General features: G+C 49.3%; 12 protein-coding genes. 2 read left to right on the top strand and 10 right to left on the bottom strand.

The features are described 5' to 3' along the window. The first annotated feature begins 100 nt into the window (after window positions 1-100). The gene (locus tag G459_RS0124865) at window positions 101-670 is read left to right on the top strand and encodes a DUF3109 family protein (RefSeq protein ID WP_026969997.1); all 570 of its coding nucleotides are present in this window, start codon (window positions 101-103) and stop codon (window positions 668-670) included. 9 nt (window positions 671-679) lie between these two features. On the opposite strand, the gene G459_RS0124860 is transcribed toward G459_RS0124865, so the two are convergent. The 9 genes from G459_RS0124860 to uxaC all read right to left on the bottom strand — a co-directional run bounded on the left by G459_RS0124860 (window position 680) and on the right by uxaC (window position 10,259). Further along, window positions 680-1,033 (bottom strand): translation initiation factor, encoded by a 354-nt coding sequence (locus G459_RS0124860; protein ID WP_026969996.1) that lies wholly within the window; start codon window positions 1,031-1,033, stop codon window positions 680-682. Between the two features lie 53 nt (window positions 1,034-1,086). After that, window positions 1,087-1,941, bottom strand: a complete 855-nt coding sequence (locus tag G459_RS0124855; RefSeq protein ID WP_026969995.1) for a universal stress protein — start codon at window positions 1,939-1,941, stop codon at window positions 1,087-1,089. Between the two features lie 72 nt (window positions 1,942-2,013). Then, entirely contained in the window at window positions 2,014-2,922 is a 909-nt protein-coding gene (locus G459_RS0124850) for a 1,4-dihydroxy-2-naphthoate polyprenyltransferase (protein ID WP_026969994.1), read from the bottom strand. Between the two features lie 138 nt (window positions 2,923-3,060). Continuing rightward, on the bottom strand, window positions 3,061-3,645 hold the full coding sequence (locus tag G459_RS0124845) for a glutathione peroxidase (protein ID WP_026969993.1): 585 nt from the start codon (window positions 3,643-3,645) through the stop codon (window positions 3,061-3,063). A gap of 118 nt (window positions 3,646-3,763) precedes the next feature. Then, window positions 3,764-5,554: an arginine--tRNA ligase gene (gene argS, locus G459_RS0124840; protein WP_026969992.1), complete on the bottom strand. Its 1,791-nt coding sequence runs from the start codon at window positions 5,552-5,554 to the stop codon at window positions 3,764-3,766. A gap of 219 nt (window positions 5,555-5,773) precedes the next feature. After that, window positions 5,774-6,352, bottom strand: a complete 579-nt coding sequence (locus G459_RS0124835) for an O-methyltransferase (protein WP_026969991.1) — start codon at window positions 6,350-6,352, stop codon at window positions 5,774-5,776. Window positions 6,353-6,687: 335 nt separating this feature from the next. Next, complete coding sequence (gene uxuA / locus G459_RS0124830; protein WP_026969990.1) at window positions 6,688-7,863, bottom strand: mannonate dehydratase; 1,176 nt, start codon at window positions 7,861-7,863, stop codon at window positions 6,688-6,690. 135 nt (window positions 7,864-7,998) lie between these two features. After that, window positions 7,999-8,820, bottom strand: coding sequence for an SDR family oxidoreductase (locus G459_RS0124825; RefSeq protein WP_026969989.1), 822 nt, complete (start codon window positions 8,818-8,820; stop codon window positions 7,999-8,001). After that, entirely contained in the window at window positions 8,820-10,259 is a 1,440-nt protein-coding gene (gene uxaC / locus G459_RS0124820; protein WP_035457003.1) for a glucuronate isomerase, read from the bottom strand. The genes G459_RS0124825 and uxaC overlap by 1 nt, the downstream gene beginning before the upstream one ends. A gap of 180 nt (window positions 10,260-10,439) precedes the next feature. Between uxaC and G459_RS0124815 the strand changes: the two genes are divergently transcribed. Continuing rightward, the gene (locus tag G459_RS0124815) at window positions 10,440-11,468 is read left to right on the top strand and encodes a LacI family DNA-binding transcriptional regulator (RefSeq protein WP_026969987.1); all 1,029 of its coding nucleotides are present in this window, start codon (window positions 10,440-10,442) and stop codon (window positions 11,466-11,468) included. A 134-nt stretch (window positions 11,469-11,602) separates the two neighbouring features. On the opposite strand, the gene G459_RS0124810 is transcribed toward G459_RS0124815, so the two are convergent. Then, window positions 11,603-13,435 (bottom strand): RagB/SusD family nutrient uptake outer membrane protein, encoded by a 1,833-nt coding sequence (locus G459_RS0124810; RefSeq protein WP_026969986.1) that lies wholly within the window; start codon window positions 13,433-13,435, stop codon window positions 11,603-11,605. Between the last annotated feature and the right edge of the window lie 5 nt (window positions 13,436-13,440).

Raw genomic sequence — 13,440 nt, 5'->3', positions numbered from 1 at the left:
TTATAAAGTCAAACTGGGGGAGTGAGTCGACAAGGCTTCTATGCGGAAATGTAGGATTACGAGACTTAGATTTTTACCTTTGGGGAAACAACCCAAGTGTATGATTCTGGTCGGAAACGCCGTGCTATCGGACGATATCAAAGAAAACTTTTTTGTCTGTGACCTGGATGCCTGTAAAGGTGCCTGCTGCGTAGAGGGCGATGCCGGTGCGCCGCTGGAAGATGACGAGACCAAGATCCTGGAGGAAATCTACCCGATAGTCAAAGACTACATCACCGAGGAAGGACGTCAGGCCATCGAAAGGCAGGGTGTGTGGGTGATTGACAAAGATGGCGATAAGGGAACTCCGACCATCGGTGACAATCGGGAATGTGCTTACGCACTCTATGACGGGCGTGGCATTCTGAAGTGTGGGATCGAACAAGCCTACATAGAGGGAAAAATCTCCTGGAAAAAGCCAATTTCCTGTCATCTTTACCCGATTCGGGTGACTAAGTACGATCAGTTTGATGCGCTCAACTATGACCGCTGGCACATCTGCGACCCGGCTTGTCAGCTTGGTCAAAGCTTGAAAGTGCCGCTTTACCGTTTTCTCAAGGATGCTTTGATCAGGAAGTATGGGGAAGCTTGGTATGAGGATCTTTTGGAAGAGATCGAAGGTCCGAAATAAGGAGGAGATTTAGCCTCCCGACTTTTTAGCGCCGTAGCCCGCCTGAAGCAACACTTGCAGGACTTTGTCCCGGTGATCACCTTGGATGAGGATTTCTCCGTCTTTGGCGGAACCGCCGACGCCGCACTTGTTTTTCAGCAGCTTGCCCAGTTCTTTCAGATCGTCCTCTGTGCCGACGAAGCCTTCCACGAGCGTGACCTGCTTTCCGGCACGGGCTTTCTTGTCAAGCAATACCTTTAGCTTTTGCTGGGAAGCAGGAAGAGTTTCGGCGTCATCCTGATCACCATGATTGTACTCGAAGTCGTCGCTTGTTGAAAAAACCACTCCGTCGCGCTTTTTCCAGTCGTTGTTTTTCTTTGCCATAGGGGAAATAAAAAGGCCCGCACCGAAGTGGAGGCCGCAAAGTTAATGGGGAATTACTTGGTTTTGTAGGTCCAAACGGGTCTTTTTGAATGGTTGACTACGTCCTCGGCGATACTGCCGGTGATCAGGTGCAGCAGGCCAGTTCTCCCGTGGGTAGTCATCGCGATCATGTCCGCCTGGATATCGTCGGCAAACTCCAGGATGCCGGACTCCTCCGAAAGGGAATTGTAGATCTCTGCCTTGATGTTTTCAAACTTGTGCTTCTGCACAAAGGTCTTGATCCTGGAGATAGACTCCCGGGTAGTCTCAAAATTGCCCGGAGTATTGATTACCACGAAGTAAAACTCAGCATGGAAGAGGTCCTGCATGCGTTTGATTCTGGCAGCTACCCTGTCGTCGGATTCTCTGAAGTCAGAAGCAAAGACGACTTTTCTCATCTTGTCAACAGGAGTGTCCGCTTTGATCGTGATGACTGGACATGAGGCATTTCTGACCACTTTTTCAGTGTTGCTGCCGATCAGCACCTCTTCCAGTCCCGATGACCCTTTCGATCCCATGATCACCAGATCCGGAGCTTCTTCCAGGATTGCGTCACTGATGCCTTTGAAGACATTGCCGAGCACCAGTTTGGTCTTAAAGGCATATTCGGATCCGACGTATTTTCCTTCGAGTTCTTTGAATTGCTTCTTTCGAGTCTCGATCAGTTCCATGTAGAAGATCTGGTTTTGAAAGTCAGGAATAGATTCCAATCCTCCGCCCATCGCGCTCATTCCCGTGGTGACGGGAGTTTCGATCACGTGTAAAAGACTGATTTCGACATGGGGGTAGATAGCTGCGAGCCCGGTTGCAAAATTCAGGGCGTGATGCGCAGTCTGAGAAAAATCAAACGGTACGAGGACTTTTATCATGGCTCAAAGGGTTGTTGTATTTTCCAAATTAGCTATTTAAAGCGACAGGAAAATGATTTTTAGAAGCTTTTGCTAAAAAAGTAAACCCACTCCGAAAAGCACCACCCAGAGCAGGGTGCTGATCGCCATCGTTTTCAGAAAGGGATCAGTCTCGGCGGAGGATTTGGCACGCTGGACTCCCGAGCCAACCTTCCACATCACGAGTCCGGCAAGGAGCGCAAGCAAAGCGAGATGCTGCCCGCTGACGAGCACAAATCCAATCAGGCACAGGTAACCTCCAGCCAAAAGTGCCCAGTTGTAGCGTACCGCGGCTGTTCTGCCAATTCGTACTGGAATCGATTTTTTACCTGCCTTTTCATCCGATTCGATGTCGCGGATGTTGTTGATATTGAGCACAGCTGCGCTGAAAAGTCCCAGCGCCACACCGATCAGCAAAGTCAGAGGCTCGAAGCTCAGCGTATGGAGAAAGAAAGTACCCAGCACCCCAAGTAAACCGAAGAATAAAAAGACGGAAATGTCGCCCAAGCCTGCATATCCGTAAGGATTGCTTCCCGACGTATACGTGATGGCCGCCCAGATCGCGGCCAAGCCGAGAGCAAGAAAAAGCGAAAACAACTTCCAATCCTCAACCGCAAGATAGAGCAGGAGCAGGCCTGATACCAAAGACAAGATGCCAAACAGGTACATTGCCCGCTTCATTTCCGGCAGTGTAATGATGCCAGACTGAACGGCACGAACAGGGCCTTGCCTTTCTGCGGAGTCTGCTCCGTGCACGGTATCACCGTAATCATTGGAGAGATTGGAAAGGATCTGAAGGAAGATCGTGGTCAAAGCCGCCAAGAGTAGGATTTCCCAGCGGAAGCTTTCCTTCCAAGCTGCGAGAAATGATCCGGCTAAGATGCTGGCCAAGGCCAGAGGTAAAGTACGAAGCCTGACCGCGTGCAGCCAGGCTTCTTTTTTTGTGGTAATCTCTTTCTTCATGTGCTTATTATTTGCTTTTAAAAAGCCACATAGCCTGTCCCGTTCGCCGCGGCGGATCGGGAGAATCTCGCACAGTTAATAACTATCCCAGTGTGTGTCGTGGACGACAGGCTCGATTTCAAAGCAAAAATTCTTGAATTAGGCGCCGATGAGCTGGAGAATCTCTTCGTCCAACGGAGCCACTTTGGAAGGGAAGAACTTCACGAGTTCGCCCTTTTCATTGATGAAATACTTACAGAAATTCCAGCTCGGTTCTTCGTTGTTCCAGCCGTTTTGCGAAGCGTCAGAGAGCCATCTGTAAAGTGGATGCTTGTCAAAACCTGCCACGGAGATCTTCTCAAACATGGGGAAAGTCACGCCGTACTCCGTGGAGCAGAAGTCTTTGATTTCCTCGTTGGAGCCGGGCTCCTGACCGCCAAAATTGTTGGCCGGGAAGCCAAGGATCAAGATGTCGTCACCGTGCTCTGCGTAGAGTTCCTGCAGCTGCGCGTACTGCTTAGTGTAGCCGCACTTGGAAGCCACGTTTACCAAGAGCAGCTTCTTGCCTTTGAACTCAGAAAAGTCAATTTCTTTCCCATTGATGTCTTTCATCTTGAAGTCGTAGAAGGAGCTTTCCATAGTTTGGTCAAATGAGGGGTGAAGTTCTGCCTGGTCAGCGGGTCTTTCCAAACTGTTGCCGCAGGCGAGCAGGGCAATGCTGATTATTAAGGATAGTATTTTCATGTGTTAATAATTTGTTTTTTAATGGACACATAGCCTGTCCCGAACTTGATTCGGGAGAATCTCACAGGATTGGTACAATCCCAGAGTAGGACTTTTTTGCCAAGTTCGATTTCATAGTTTACATGCGTTCTGGTACCAATATACCAAGTAAACTCATTCCCTTTTTGATTGTTTTTGCAGTCAATGCGGAGAGCGCTACGCGGAAGGCTTGGACGGCCAGGTCCTTCTCATGGAAGATGGGGAGATCCGCATAGAAGCGGTTGTATTCTTTTGCCAAATCAAAGAGATATTGTGCGATCACCGCGGGAGAAAGCTCCTCAGCAGCGAGGCTGATTTTTTTCTCAAAGTTGCTCAGGAGAAAGATCAGGGCCGTTTCCGACTCCGCCAATTCGCTTATTCCTGAGAAATCCGGGTTTTGGTAAGCCACCCCGATCTGGTCAGCTTTGCGCAGGATCGCCGCAATCCGCGCGTGAGAATACTGCACGAAAGGTCCGGTATAACCCTGAAATTCGATGGATTCTTTGGGATTGAAAAGCATTCGTTTTTTGGGATCGACCTTGAGCAGGAAGTACTTCAGAGCGCCCATGCCGAGGATCTCATAGAGTTCGCTGGCTTGCTCTTCGGTAAATCCTTCGATCTTGCCCAGCTCTTTGGTGTGATGCTCGGCTGTCTCGACCATCTCCTGCATCAGGTCATCCGCATCCACCACGGTGCCCTCGCGGGACTTCATCTTTCCGGTAGGCAAATCCACCATCCCGTAGGACAGGTGGTACAGGCCATCACCATAAGATCGGCCGAGCTTTCGCATGATCTTAAACAGGACTTCAAAGTGGTAATCCTGCTCGTTACCAACTACATATACGGACTTGTCGATTTGGAAATCTTTGTATTTCAAGTCGGCAGTACCCAAATCCTGGGTGATGTACACCGAGGTGCCATCGCCGCGACGGACGAGCTTTTCGTCCAGTCCCTCGCTGGTTAGATCCACCCAGACGGAGCCGTTTTCTTTCTTGAAAAACACTCCTTTTGCCAAGCCTTCTTCCACGATATCCTTGCCCAAAAGGTAGGTGTCGGACTCGTAGTAATACTTGTCAAAGCTGACGCCCATCTTGGTGTAAGTGGCCTCAAACCCCGCATAGACCCAGGCATTCATCTGCTTCCAAAGCGAGACCACAGCCTCGTCATTGGCTTCCCACTTACGGAGCATGTCCTGCGCTTCCAGGATAATTGGCGCGTTTTTCTTTGCTTCTTCCTCTGTCTGACCGGCAGAAACCAATTCCTTGATCTGCTTCTTGTACTCCTGATCGAAAAGCACGTAGTACTTTCCTGCCAAATGGTCTCCTTTGAGTCCGGAGGATTCTGGAGTTTCTCCGTTTCCAAAGTGCTGGTATGCGACCATGGATTTGCAGATGTGGATGCCGCGGTCGTTGACCAGATTGGCTTTGATGACCTCATAGCCGTTTGCGGAGAGGATTTCCGCGACCGAGAAGCCGAGGAAGTTGTTTCGCAGGTGTCCGAGGTGAAGCGGTTTGTTGGTGTTGGGAGAGGAATATTCCACCATTACCTTTTGGCCGTTGGCCGGGAGCTGCCCCAGATCCGGGTTGGAGTAGATTTGGGAGAAAAGATCCAGCCAGACTTTTTCGTTCAAAACAAGGTTGAGGAAGCCCTTCACGACATTGAAATCTGCAACCACTGCGACGTTTTCTTTGAGGTATTCGCCGATTTGCTTGGCGGTGGTGTCAGGATTTGCTTGTGAGATTTTCAAAAATGGGAAAACTACAAAGGTGTAGGTTCCCTGAAATTCCTTTCGGGTAGGAGCGAGGACAATCTGGTCCAAAGGCAAGTCATGGTTGTAACTATTCTGAAATGCCAGCTGAATGCCCTGGATGATACTTTCTTGAATGTTCATCAGTGAGATGTAAGATTTTAGACGCCAGACAAAAGATGTCTGATGTCACAATCGAATTAAGTCTAAGTTTTAGTTTTTCCAGACTGGAAAGCTGGGTGCAAATCTATGGACTATGGACTACAAGCTTTTATTTTTTTTAAAATAAGTCAACAGTCCTTACTCATCAATAAATAGAGGTCAGGCTGCTTCACGGAAAAAAATGGATGGCATTGATGCTACTTAGAATTTACGGGTAGCGACGATGATTCCCGTGGACCAGTTGAGTTTGGTGAGATGGAGAAACGGCGTGGATTCGAGCTTTTGGATAAACCTTTCTGCCTTTTCCGCGTGACCGTCCGGCCAGTTGGCTTGGGGAAGCATGTCATCCACGATGTAAAGACCTCCGACTTTCAGCATCTCCAAGACTTCGTCCAGCAGCAGGTATTTGCCGTGCCAGGTGTCGGCAAAGATGTAATCGAAGCGCTGCCCCGCGTTGGATTCAACCCATTTTTCCCCATCTATCAGCTCAAGTTCCAGACGGGGATCATTACCGAGAAACTCCCGAGCTATTGACAGGAATTGGTCATCAAAATCGATGGAAACGAGGCTGGAGTTCTGGTCCATTCCGTCCAAGATCCAAGAGGTGGAAAGCCCCGTTCCGGTACCCATCTCCAAAAACCTGCCTTTTGGTTTGCTTCCGGCCAGGGTTTTAAGGAAGCTGCCGGTCGCCAGATCTGAGGCCATGGTGAAGCCCTGGTCAATCGTCGCTTGCTGGATAGCTCGGTAGGACGTGGGCAAAGGAGAAAAGTCTTCTGTCATTGGGAATGGGGTTTGGGTGGAATTTCTTAAGAATATAGGAAAAAGGGAAATCTAACAATTCGGAATGGTGCACGAAATTGGGATATATCGAAACTAATAGTGATAAATCCCCCTAACCCCCTTAAGAAGGGGGAATTCGCCAAAGGCCAGCATCAAACTTCCATTTATTAGATTAATTTCAATAATACGATTTAGCAAAATGAAAAATCCACTCGGATGAATTTCCAAGTGGATCTGTTTTTGAAATGATTATTTCTTTCCAATAACCAAGGAAAAGAAAGTCTGAAGTTATTACTTAACAGCCGTCGACTGTCGACTGTCGTCGGTTGACAAGATCATTTTCCCTTTACCCAAAGCAAAGCTTCTTCCACACCGCGGATCTCAGCGAGGCCTTTGAGTCGCCCAATGGCCGAATAGCCTGGATTTGTCTTCTTGTGCAGATCGTCCAGCATCTGATGGCCGTGGTCGGGACGCATCGGAAGGCTTTTGCCCAATCGCTGTTGCACCTCGATGATCTCATTGATGACCGCTACCATCGGCACATTTCCTTCCAAATGATTGTCTTCGAAGAAGTTGCCCTCGGCGTCTCGTTTGGTGCTGCGTAAATGGATGAAATGGATGCGGTCACCAAATTCTTTGACCATGGCAGGCAGATTGTTGTCGGCCCGCACTCCATACGAACCGGTGCAAAATGTGACCCCATTGTGTCGGCTCGGCGTTTCGACAAGGATTCTCCTCGCATCTGAAGCCGTGCTGACCACTCTCGGAAGCCCGTAGAGAGAGAACGGCGGATCATCCGGATGGATGCAGAGAAATACGCCGACTTCTTCGGCTACCGGAGTCACGGCATCCAGGAAAAGGCGCAGGTGTTCTGCCAACTTCCGTGCATCGATCCCTTCATAGGTCTTCAGCATCGCGCGAAATTCGTCCATTGTATAGCCGATCTCGGAGCCTGGCAATCCTTTGAGAATGTTGTCAATGATGAGCTGCTTGGCATCGGGTGCCAGCGCTTCGTAGTAGGTCTTGATCGCTGCAATCTCGTCAGCTGTGTATTCATTCAAAGCCTCAGGACGCTGAAGGATGAAAAGATCAAACGCTTGAACGGCTTTTTTCTCATAGAGCAAGGCCTTTGCACCGTTTTCCAGCTCATATTCCAAGTTGGTACGAGTCCAGTCCAGGATCGGCATGAAGTTATAGCAGACAGTGAAAATACCCTCTGCGGCCAGGTTTCGGAGCGTGGTCTTGTAGTTTTCGATGATCTGGGCAAAGTCACCAGTTCGGGTTTTGATGACCTCATGCACGGGCACAGATTCGACGACTGACCAAGTCAATCCGGCGTCTTCGATCACTTGTTTGCGGATCTGAATCTCTTCGCGACTCCAGACTTCCCCGTTTGGTACATGGTGAAGTGCAGTCACGATACCCGTGGCACCCGACTGTCGGATGTCTCTCAGGCTTACCGGGTCTTTGGGACCATACCAGCGCATGGTTTGTTCCATCTTATAGCTCATGGAAAAATGGGTTATTGGTTAGTAGGTTGCTTGTAATTGAAAGGAAAAGTTAAGCGGAAAAGTTAAGGGTTAAAGGTTAAATGTTAACGGAGCAGCGATTAACTCTTAACAATTAACTTTTAACCAATAACCCTTTCACACTCCTGAATAGGCGCTGAATCCCCCGTCCACCGGTACGATGGTGCCGGAAACGAAGGCCGATGCGTCGCTGCAAAGCCACTGCAAGGCGCCCAGCAGATCTTCGGGTTTTCCGAATCTGCTCATCGGCGTGTGGGTGATGATCTGGTTTCCCCGTTGGGTGAGGCTTCCGTCTGGTTCAGTCAGCAAGGTTCTGTTTTGCTCCGTCAGAAAGAAGCCGGGGGCGATGGCATTCACCCGGAATTCCGGGCCGTGCTTTTGTGCCAACTCGACAGAAAGCCATTTGGTAAGGTTGTCGATGGCAGCTTTGGCGGACGCATAGCCCATCACTCGGGTCATGGGTCTGGATGCTGCCATTGAGCTGATATTGAGGATATTGCCTTTTCCGTTCTTTAGCATCAATGGAAGCAAAGCCTTGATTGGAAGCACGGTGCCGAGGTAGTTGAGATCCATCACTTTGCGCAGCGCCTGAGTATCCAAGTCCAGGAAGGTTTGATCTGGTCTCACGACAGCTCCCGGCATGTTTCCGCCTGCGGAGTTGATTAAAACATCCACTCGCCCGTGTTGAATCTCAATCTCTTTGGCAATTTTGCTTAGTGACTCTTCGTCCGTCACGTCTGCAATGTATGCGGAAGCTTTGCCTCCGGCCGCAGTTACTTCCGCGACCAATTCGTTGACTTTTTCGGGAGTTCTGCCCAGGATCAAAAGCTCCGCTCCGGCTGAAGCCAGATGCAAGGCCATCGTTTTTCCCAAGACTCCGGTTGCCCCGGAAAAAGCAATTTTCTTTCCCTCAAGGGAAAACAAATTAGGCGTGCTCATCAAAGCTTGTAATTAGAAGGGGAGAAGTTGAAGTAGTTTTTGGCGTTGCGGTAGCAGATGTCAGAGATCAACTGACCGAGCCATTTTTCATCCCAGGGAAGTTCGCCGTTTTGGACGTCCTGACCGAATAGGTTGCACAGGATTCGACGGAAATATTCATGTCGCGGAAAGGAAAGGAAGCTTCTGGAATCTGTCAGCATGCCGATGAAGCAGCTGATCAGACCCATATTGGAGAGGGAATTGATCTGTTTTTCCATCCCGTCTTTTTGATCCATAAACCACCAGCCGGAGCCAAATTGGATCTTGCCTTTGATCGAGCCGTCGTTGAAGTTGCCAATCATCGTGGCCAGCACTTCATTGTCCCGCGGGTTGAGATTGTAGAGAATGGTTTGTGCCAGCTGATCTGTAGAATCCAGTTCATTGAGAAAAGAACCGATGGCTCTTGCCTGGTCAAAATCCCCGATGGAATCAAATCCGGTGTCCGGGCCGAGGATTCTCAGCATCCGGGTGTTTGTATTTCGCAGGGCGCCCAAGTGAAACTGCTGTACCCAGCCTTTGGCGTGGTACATCTTGCAGAGTTTCTTGAGGACTTTGAATTTGAAGTGGTTGATTTCTTCCTCGGTGGCTGGATTGCCGCGAAGTACTTTGTGCAGAATGTTGTCGGCAGAAAGCCGTGTATCGTCGGAATAGTAGAGATTTTCCAAGCCATGATCCGAAAGTCGGCATCCTCTGCTGTGGAAAAAGTCAATCCGGATCTGCAAGGCTTCGATCAGTTTGTCGAAGGAGTCAATCTCAAAACCGGCAACTTCGCCGAGTTTCTTCAGGTAAGAAGTGTAAGCTTCCGGTGATTCGATCGCAAAGGATTTGTCTGGTCGGAAGGCCGGATAGAGCTGGACTTTACCTCCCACCCTGAGGTAGCTCTCATGGTGTACCAAGGTATCGACTGGGTCATCGGTAGAGCAGACTACTTCGACATTCATCTTCTCGAGCAGTGCCCGGGCTCTGAAGTCGTCGTCCTGCAGTTGTTCGGAGGTTTGGAGATAAATCTCAGTTGCATTGCTTCCGTTCATGAGCTGTTCCACTCCAAAATATCGCTTCAGCTCCATGTGAGTCCAGTGGTAAAGCGGGTTTCGCATGGTATAAGGAACCGATTGCGCCCAGTGCTGAAACTTCTCCGAATCAGATCCGGGGCCGGTGATGTACTTTTCATCGACCCCAAGTGTGCGCATTGCTCTCCACTTGTAGTGGTCGCCTGCGAGCCAGATCTTGCTCATGTTTTCGAACTTCCTGTTCTGGGCGATTTCGGCGGGAGGGAGGTGGTTGTGGTAGTCGATTATCGGGAGATCTTTTGCATAATCATGATATAGGATTCTCGCATACTCAGATTGTAACAAAAAATCTTCGGTCAGGAAAGAATTTTGGGTTTGCGTCGGGATCATAGTCAAAATGGGAGGCTAGGCCAGGGTTGTTTTGCCAAGCTAAATTTACCCTGATTTAGCGCCAAGACCCTATTAAAATACGGAAACGTTTGCGAAATAATAGATGTGGAATAATTTGTATAAATTAAGGCCTCGGAATTTTGACCGTCAATTAAAAGTACAATTAACCCATTAAAACTAATGAGTACCGGAGTCAATCTCAAAGAGCTGGCAGCGGAGTTGAAGCTTTCTCCCTCAACCGTGTCACGCGCGCTTAACGACAGCTACGAGATCAGCGAAGCGACCAAAAAGAAGGTGGTGAGCATGGCTGAAAAGCTCAATTACCAGCCCAATCCTTTTGCTCGTAGTTTGAGAGAAAACAAAAGCAAGACCATCGCGGTGGTCATGCCCGAGCGGATGAGCAGTTTTTTCTCAAAAGTCATCGATGGCATTGAGGAGGTCACCCATCAGCATGGCTATCATCTGCTGATCTACAGCACGCATGAGGATGTGGAGCGGGAAAAGAAAATCGTGAACCTATTGATGAACGGGCGAGCGGATGCAATTGTCATGTCCGTTTCCAGCCAAACCAGTGACATCTCGCATCTGGCCCGGTTGCATGAAAGAGGATTTCCGTTAATCTTTTTTGACCGGATCTGTGACAATATTCCTACTACCAAGTTCATCACCAACGACTACGAAAGTGCCTTTGAGGGTACCAAGCATCTGATCCAGCAAGGGTGTAAAAAAATTGCCTTTTTGATGCTTTCAAAAGAACTGTCGATCACCAAAGAGCGATACCGCGGATATCTTGATGCTTTAAAGGCAGCCGGACTTTCCCCGACACCTTCCCTACAGGTCACTTGTGCGCACGAGGAGGAAAAAAACATTGAGGCTATCCGCACTCTGCTGTTGTCTGAGGATCGGCCCGACGGGCTGCTTTCCTCGGTGGAAAAATTGGCTCTGGCGACCTACCATGCCGTGAAAAGGACCGATATCAAGATTCCCGAAGACCTGAAGATCATCAGTTTCTTTTCCAATCTTAGTATTGCGGGGCTTCTTACGCCCGCGCTAACCACGATTACCCAGCCGGCCTTTACGATCGGCGAAGAGTGTGCCAAGCTTTTGATGAAAAAGCTGACCAAGCCCCGGCAGCCGGACCTGCCCAATCAGGTCATTTCCTTGCCTTCCAAACTGACGATTCGATCCAGTACAGTAGTTTACAACTAACTGGGTTCGGCTTTCGGTCAGAGATTTACTCCAACAGTTTTCGTCGGATAATCCTTTAAGATCTAAAAAAAAGGGCTGCCAGTTGCAATTAAGCACGGCAGCCCTTGGTCTTTTAGCCACGAACGACTTTGAAGTTAATCTTCCTCAATAGTAGTCAACGGAGGGACATTGCTTTCAAATCCCGAATACCCTTCATTCTGGTTGATGCGGCCTTGTGTATTGCCGTCAATTGAACTTTGGGGAACCGGCCATAGGACGTGGTAGGGGCTTAACGTATACGTGTCCCCATGTCGGGTGAATACGCCTTTGTTGTAGAAATCCGTCTTTTCCATCATCCGATCATAGTAGAAGTTATTCTTGGAAAAATCTGCTTCATTGTACGTCTTACCATTGTAGGCACTCTGTCCGGTCTGTGCAAAGATTCGGGCGATTCGTGTAAGCTCGGTTTTTCTCGGCTCTTCATAATACAGCTCGCGGGCACGCTCGTCGAGAATCGTACCGATATTAATTTCCGCAGCGTTGTAGGGTGCCGCACCGGCACGGGTTCTGACGGCGTTTACGTCCTCAGCGGCTCCCGCCATATCGCCCATCCAAAATTTGACCTCTGCTCTCAAAAGATAGGATTCGGCAAGTCTGAATACGTACCAGTCGGTCGGCCCACCTTGTGGCTGAACTCGCTGTGGGTCTGGGACGTGGAGTTTATAATGCGGCCAGGAAAACCAGTTTCTGATCGTATCCACAGACAGTAACACTCCCGCGTCGTTTCTCAGCTGCAGGTTTTTTCCATAGTAGGGATCTTTTGACCGGATATCAGGATTGTTATAGACCAAATCAGTCATATTCATCCAGTTACCCGGAGCATGTCTTAGGTCATTTTCATCATCCCAAATCATACTTTGGTGATACCACGTGCCCCGCAGTCTTCCGATACCTCTTCCGTATGTCGTCACTTGGTCGATTGGAAGAGCCGCCACGTCCGATGTCCCTTTGTTTCCGGCAGGGGTGTTGATATTGCTTCCCCAGAAGGGTACTGCATTTCTCATCGAGATAATTCCGCCGGAGTTTCCATCCGTGTCTATCCTATCCATTACAAGTAGGATCGTTTCTGTATTGGTGGCGAGCGACTTGTTTTCTGGACGGTGAAGATCCCAGATTACATTCTTAGTGGGATCGTTAGCATCAACTCCGAATCTCCGAGTCATGAGCGCGTAGGGCCCCTGATCAATCAGTCTATTGGCTACGTCCAAGGCATCTTGAAAGTCTCCCAGGGCGAGATTGATCTTGATAAGTAGATGCTGTAGGGCTCCTTTGGGTACTCTTCCCCGGTCAAGTCCATCAGGAATCCACTCTTCGCCCCACTCTAGGTCTTCTTTCATCTTTCGAAGGATTACTTTTCGGTCGGTGGAATAAAAATCAAGTTTAGGAGCGATAATCTCATCCAAAATCAGCGGAACGTCACCGAACTGCTGCGTCAATCGGTAGTAGCGCAGCGACCGATGGAAATAGGCGGTGGCCAAGATGTGATTTCGCTCAGCCTCAGATTCGTAGTCTTGTGGTTCATCGATCCTGGATACCACCGTATTGGCGTATTTAATTCCTTTGAAGCCTTCTAGCCAGTACCATCCGATTCGGTTAAAATCGGTATGGTTTAGCTGTGCGTCGGGGGTGATGAGCAGGTTCATATCCTGAGCCGGGCCTGTCTTGTCTGTGGTACCCTCCACGGCCACCTCAGAGAAGATGTGCTCGGTAAGGATCGGAGATCCGTCACCCGTGTATTCGTGCCGCATATTTCGCTCGCAAGCGACCAGCGCAGCCCATAGGCCGCTGGCTTCATTATAGGTGTTTTCCGGAGTGTAGAAAGAAAGCGGCTTCGGATCCAGCCAATCTTCGCTGCAGCCTGGGGCCACCGCTAGGATCAACCCTGTTAAGAGGATCTTTATCGGAGTATATTTGATTCGTATAGTCATTGTAA

Origin of the sequence: Algoriphagus terrigena DSM 22685, from assembly GCF_000429445.1 — a bacterium.
GTDB lineage: Bacteria > Bacteroidota > Bacteroidia > Cytophagales > Cyclobacteriaceae > Algoriphagus > Algoriphagus terrigena.
Note: the sequence above shows the minus strand (reverse complement) of the source record. Positions and strands in the feature narration are given on the sequence as shown.

Bases quoted from the DNA above. Each gene is read 5' to 3' on its own strand.
- G459_RS0124825 (WP_026969989.1), bottom strand. From the start codon at position 8,820: ATGAGCACGCCTAATTTGTTTTCCCTTGAGGGAAAGAAAATTGCTTTT.
- G459_RS0124815 (WP_026969987.1), top strand. From the start codon at position 10,440: ATGAGTACCGGAGTCAATCTCAAAGAGCTGGCAGCGGAGTTGAAGCTT.
- G459_RS0124845 (WP_026969993.1), bottom strand. From the start codon at position 3,645: ATGAAAATACTATCCTTAATAATCAGCATTGCCCTGCTCGCCTGCGGC.
- uxaC (WP_035457003.1), bottom strand. From the start codon at position 10,259: ATGATCCCGACGCAAACCCAAAATTCTTTCCTGACCGAAGATTTTTTG.
- argS (WP_026969992.1), bottom strand. From the start codon at position 5,554: ATGAACATTCAAGAAAGTATCATCCAGGGCATTCAGCTGGCATTTCAG.
- G459_RS0124850 (WP_026969994.1), bottom strand. From the start codon at position 2,922: ATGAAGAAAGAGATTACCACAAAAAAAGAAGCCTGGCTGCACGCGGTC.
- G459_RS0124865 (WP_026969997.1), top strand. From the start codon at position 101: ATGATTCTGGTCGGAAACGCCGTGCTATCGGACGATATCAAAGAAAAC.
- G459_RS0124835 (WP_026969991.1), bottom strand. From the start codon at position 6,352: ATGACAGAAGACTTTTCTCCTTTGCCCACGTCCTACCGAGCTATCCAG.
- G459_RS0124810 (WP_026969986.1), bottom strand. From the start codon at position 13,435: ATGACTATACGAATCAAATATACTCCGATAAAGATCCTCTTAACAGGG.
- G459_RS0124860 (WP_026969996.1), bottom strand. From the start codon at position 1,033: ATGGCAAAGAAAAACAACGACTGGAAAAAGCGCGACGGAGTGGTTTTT.
- G459_RS0124855 (WP_026969995.1), bottom strand. From the start codon at position 1,941: ATGATAAAAGTCCTCGTACCGTTTGATTTTTCTCAGACTGCGCATCAC.
- uxuA (WP_026969990.1), bottom strand. From the start codon at position 7,863: ATGAGCTATAAGATGGAACAAACCATGCGCTGGTATGGTCCCAAAGAC.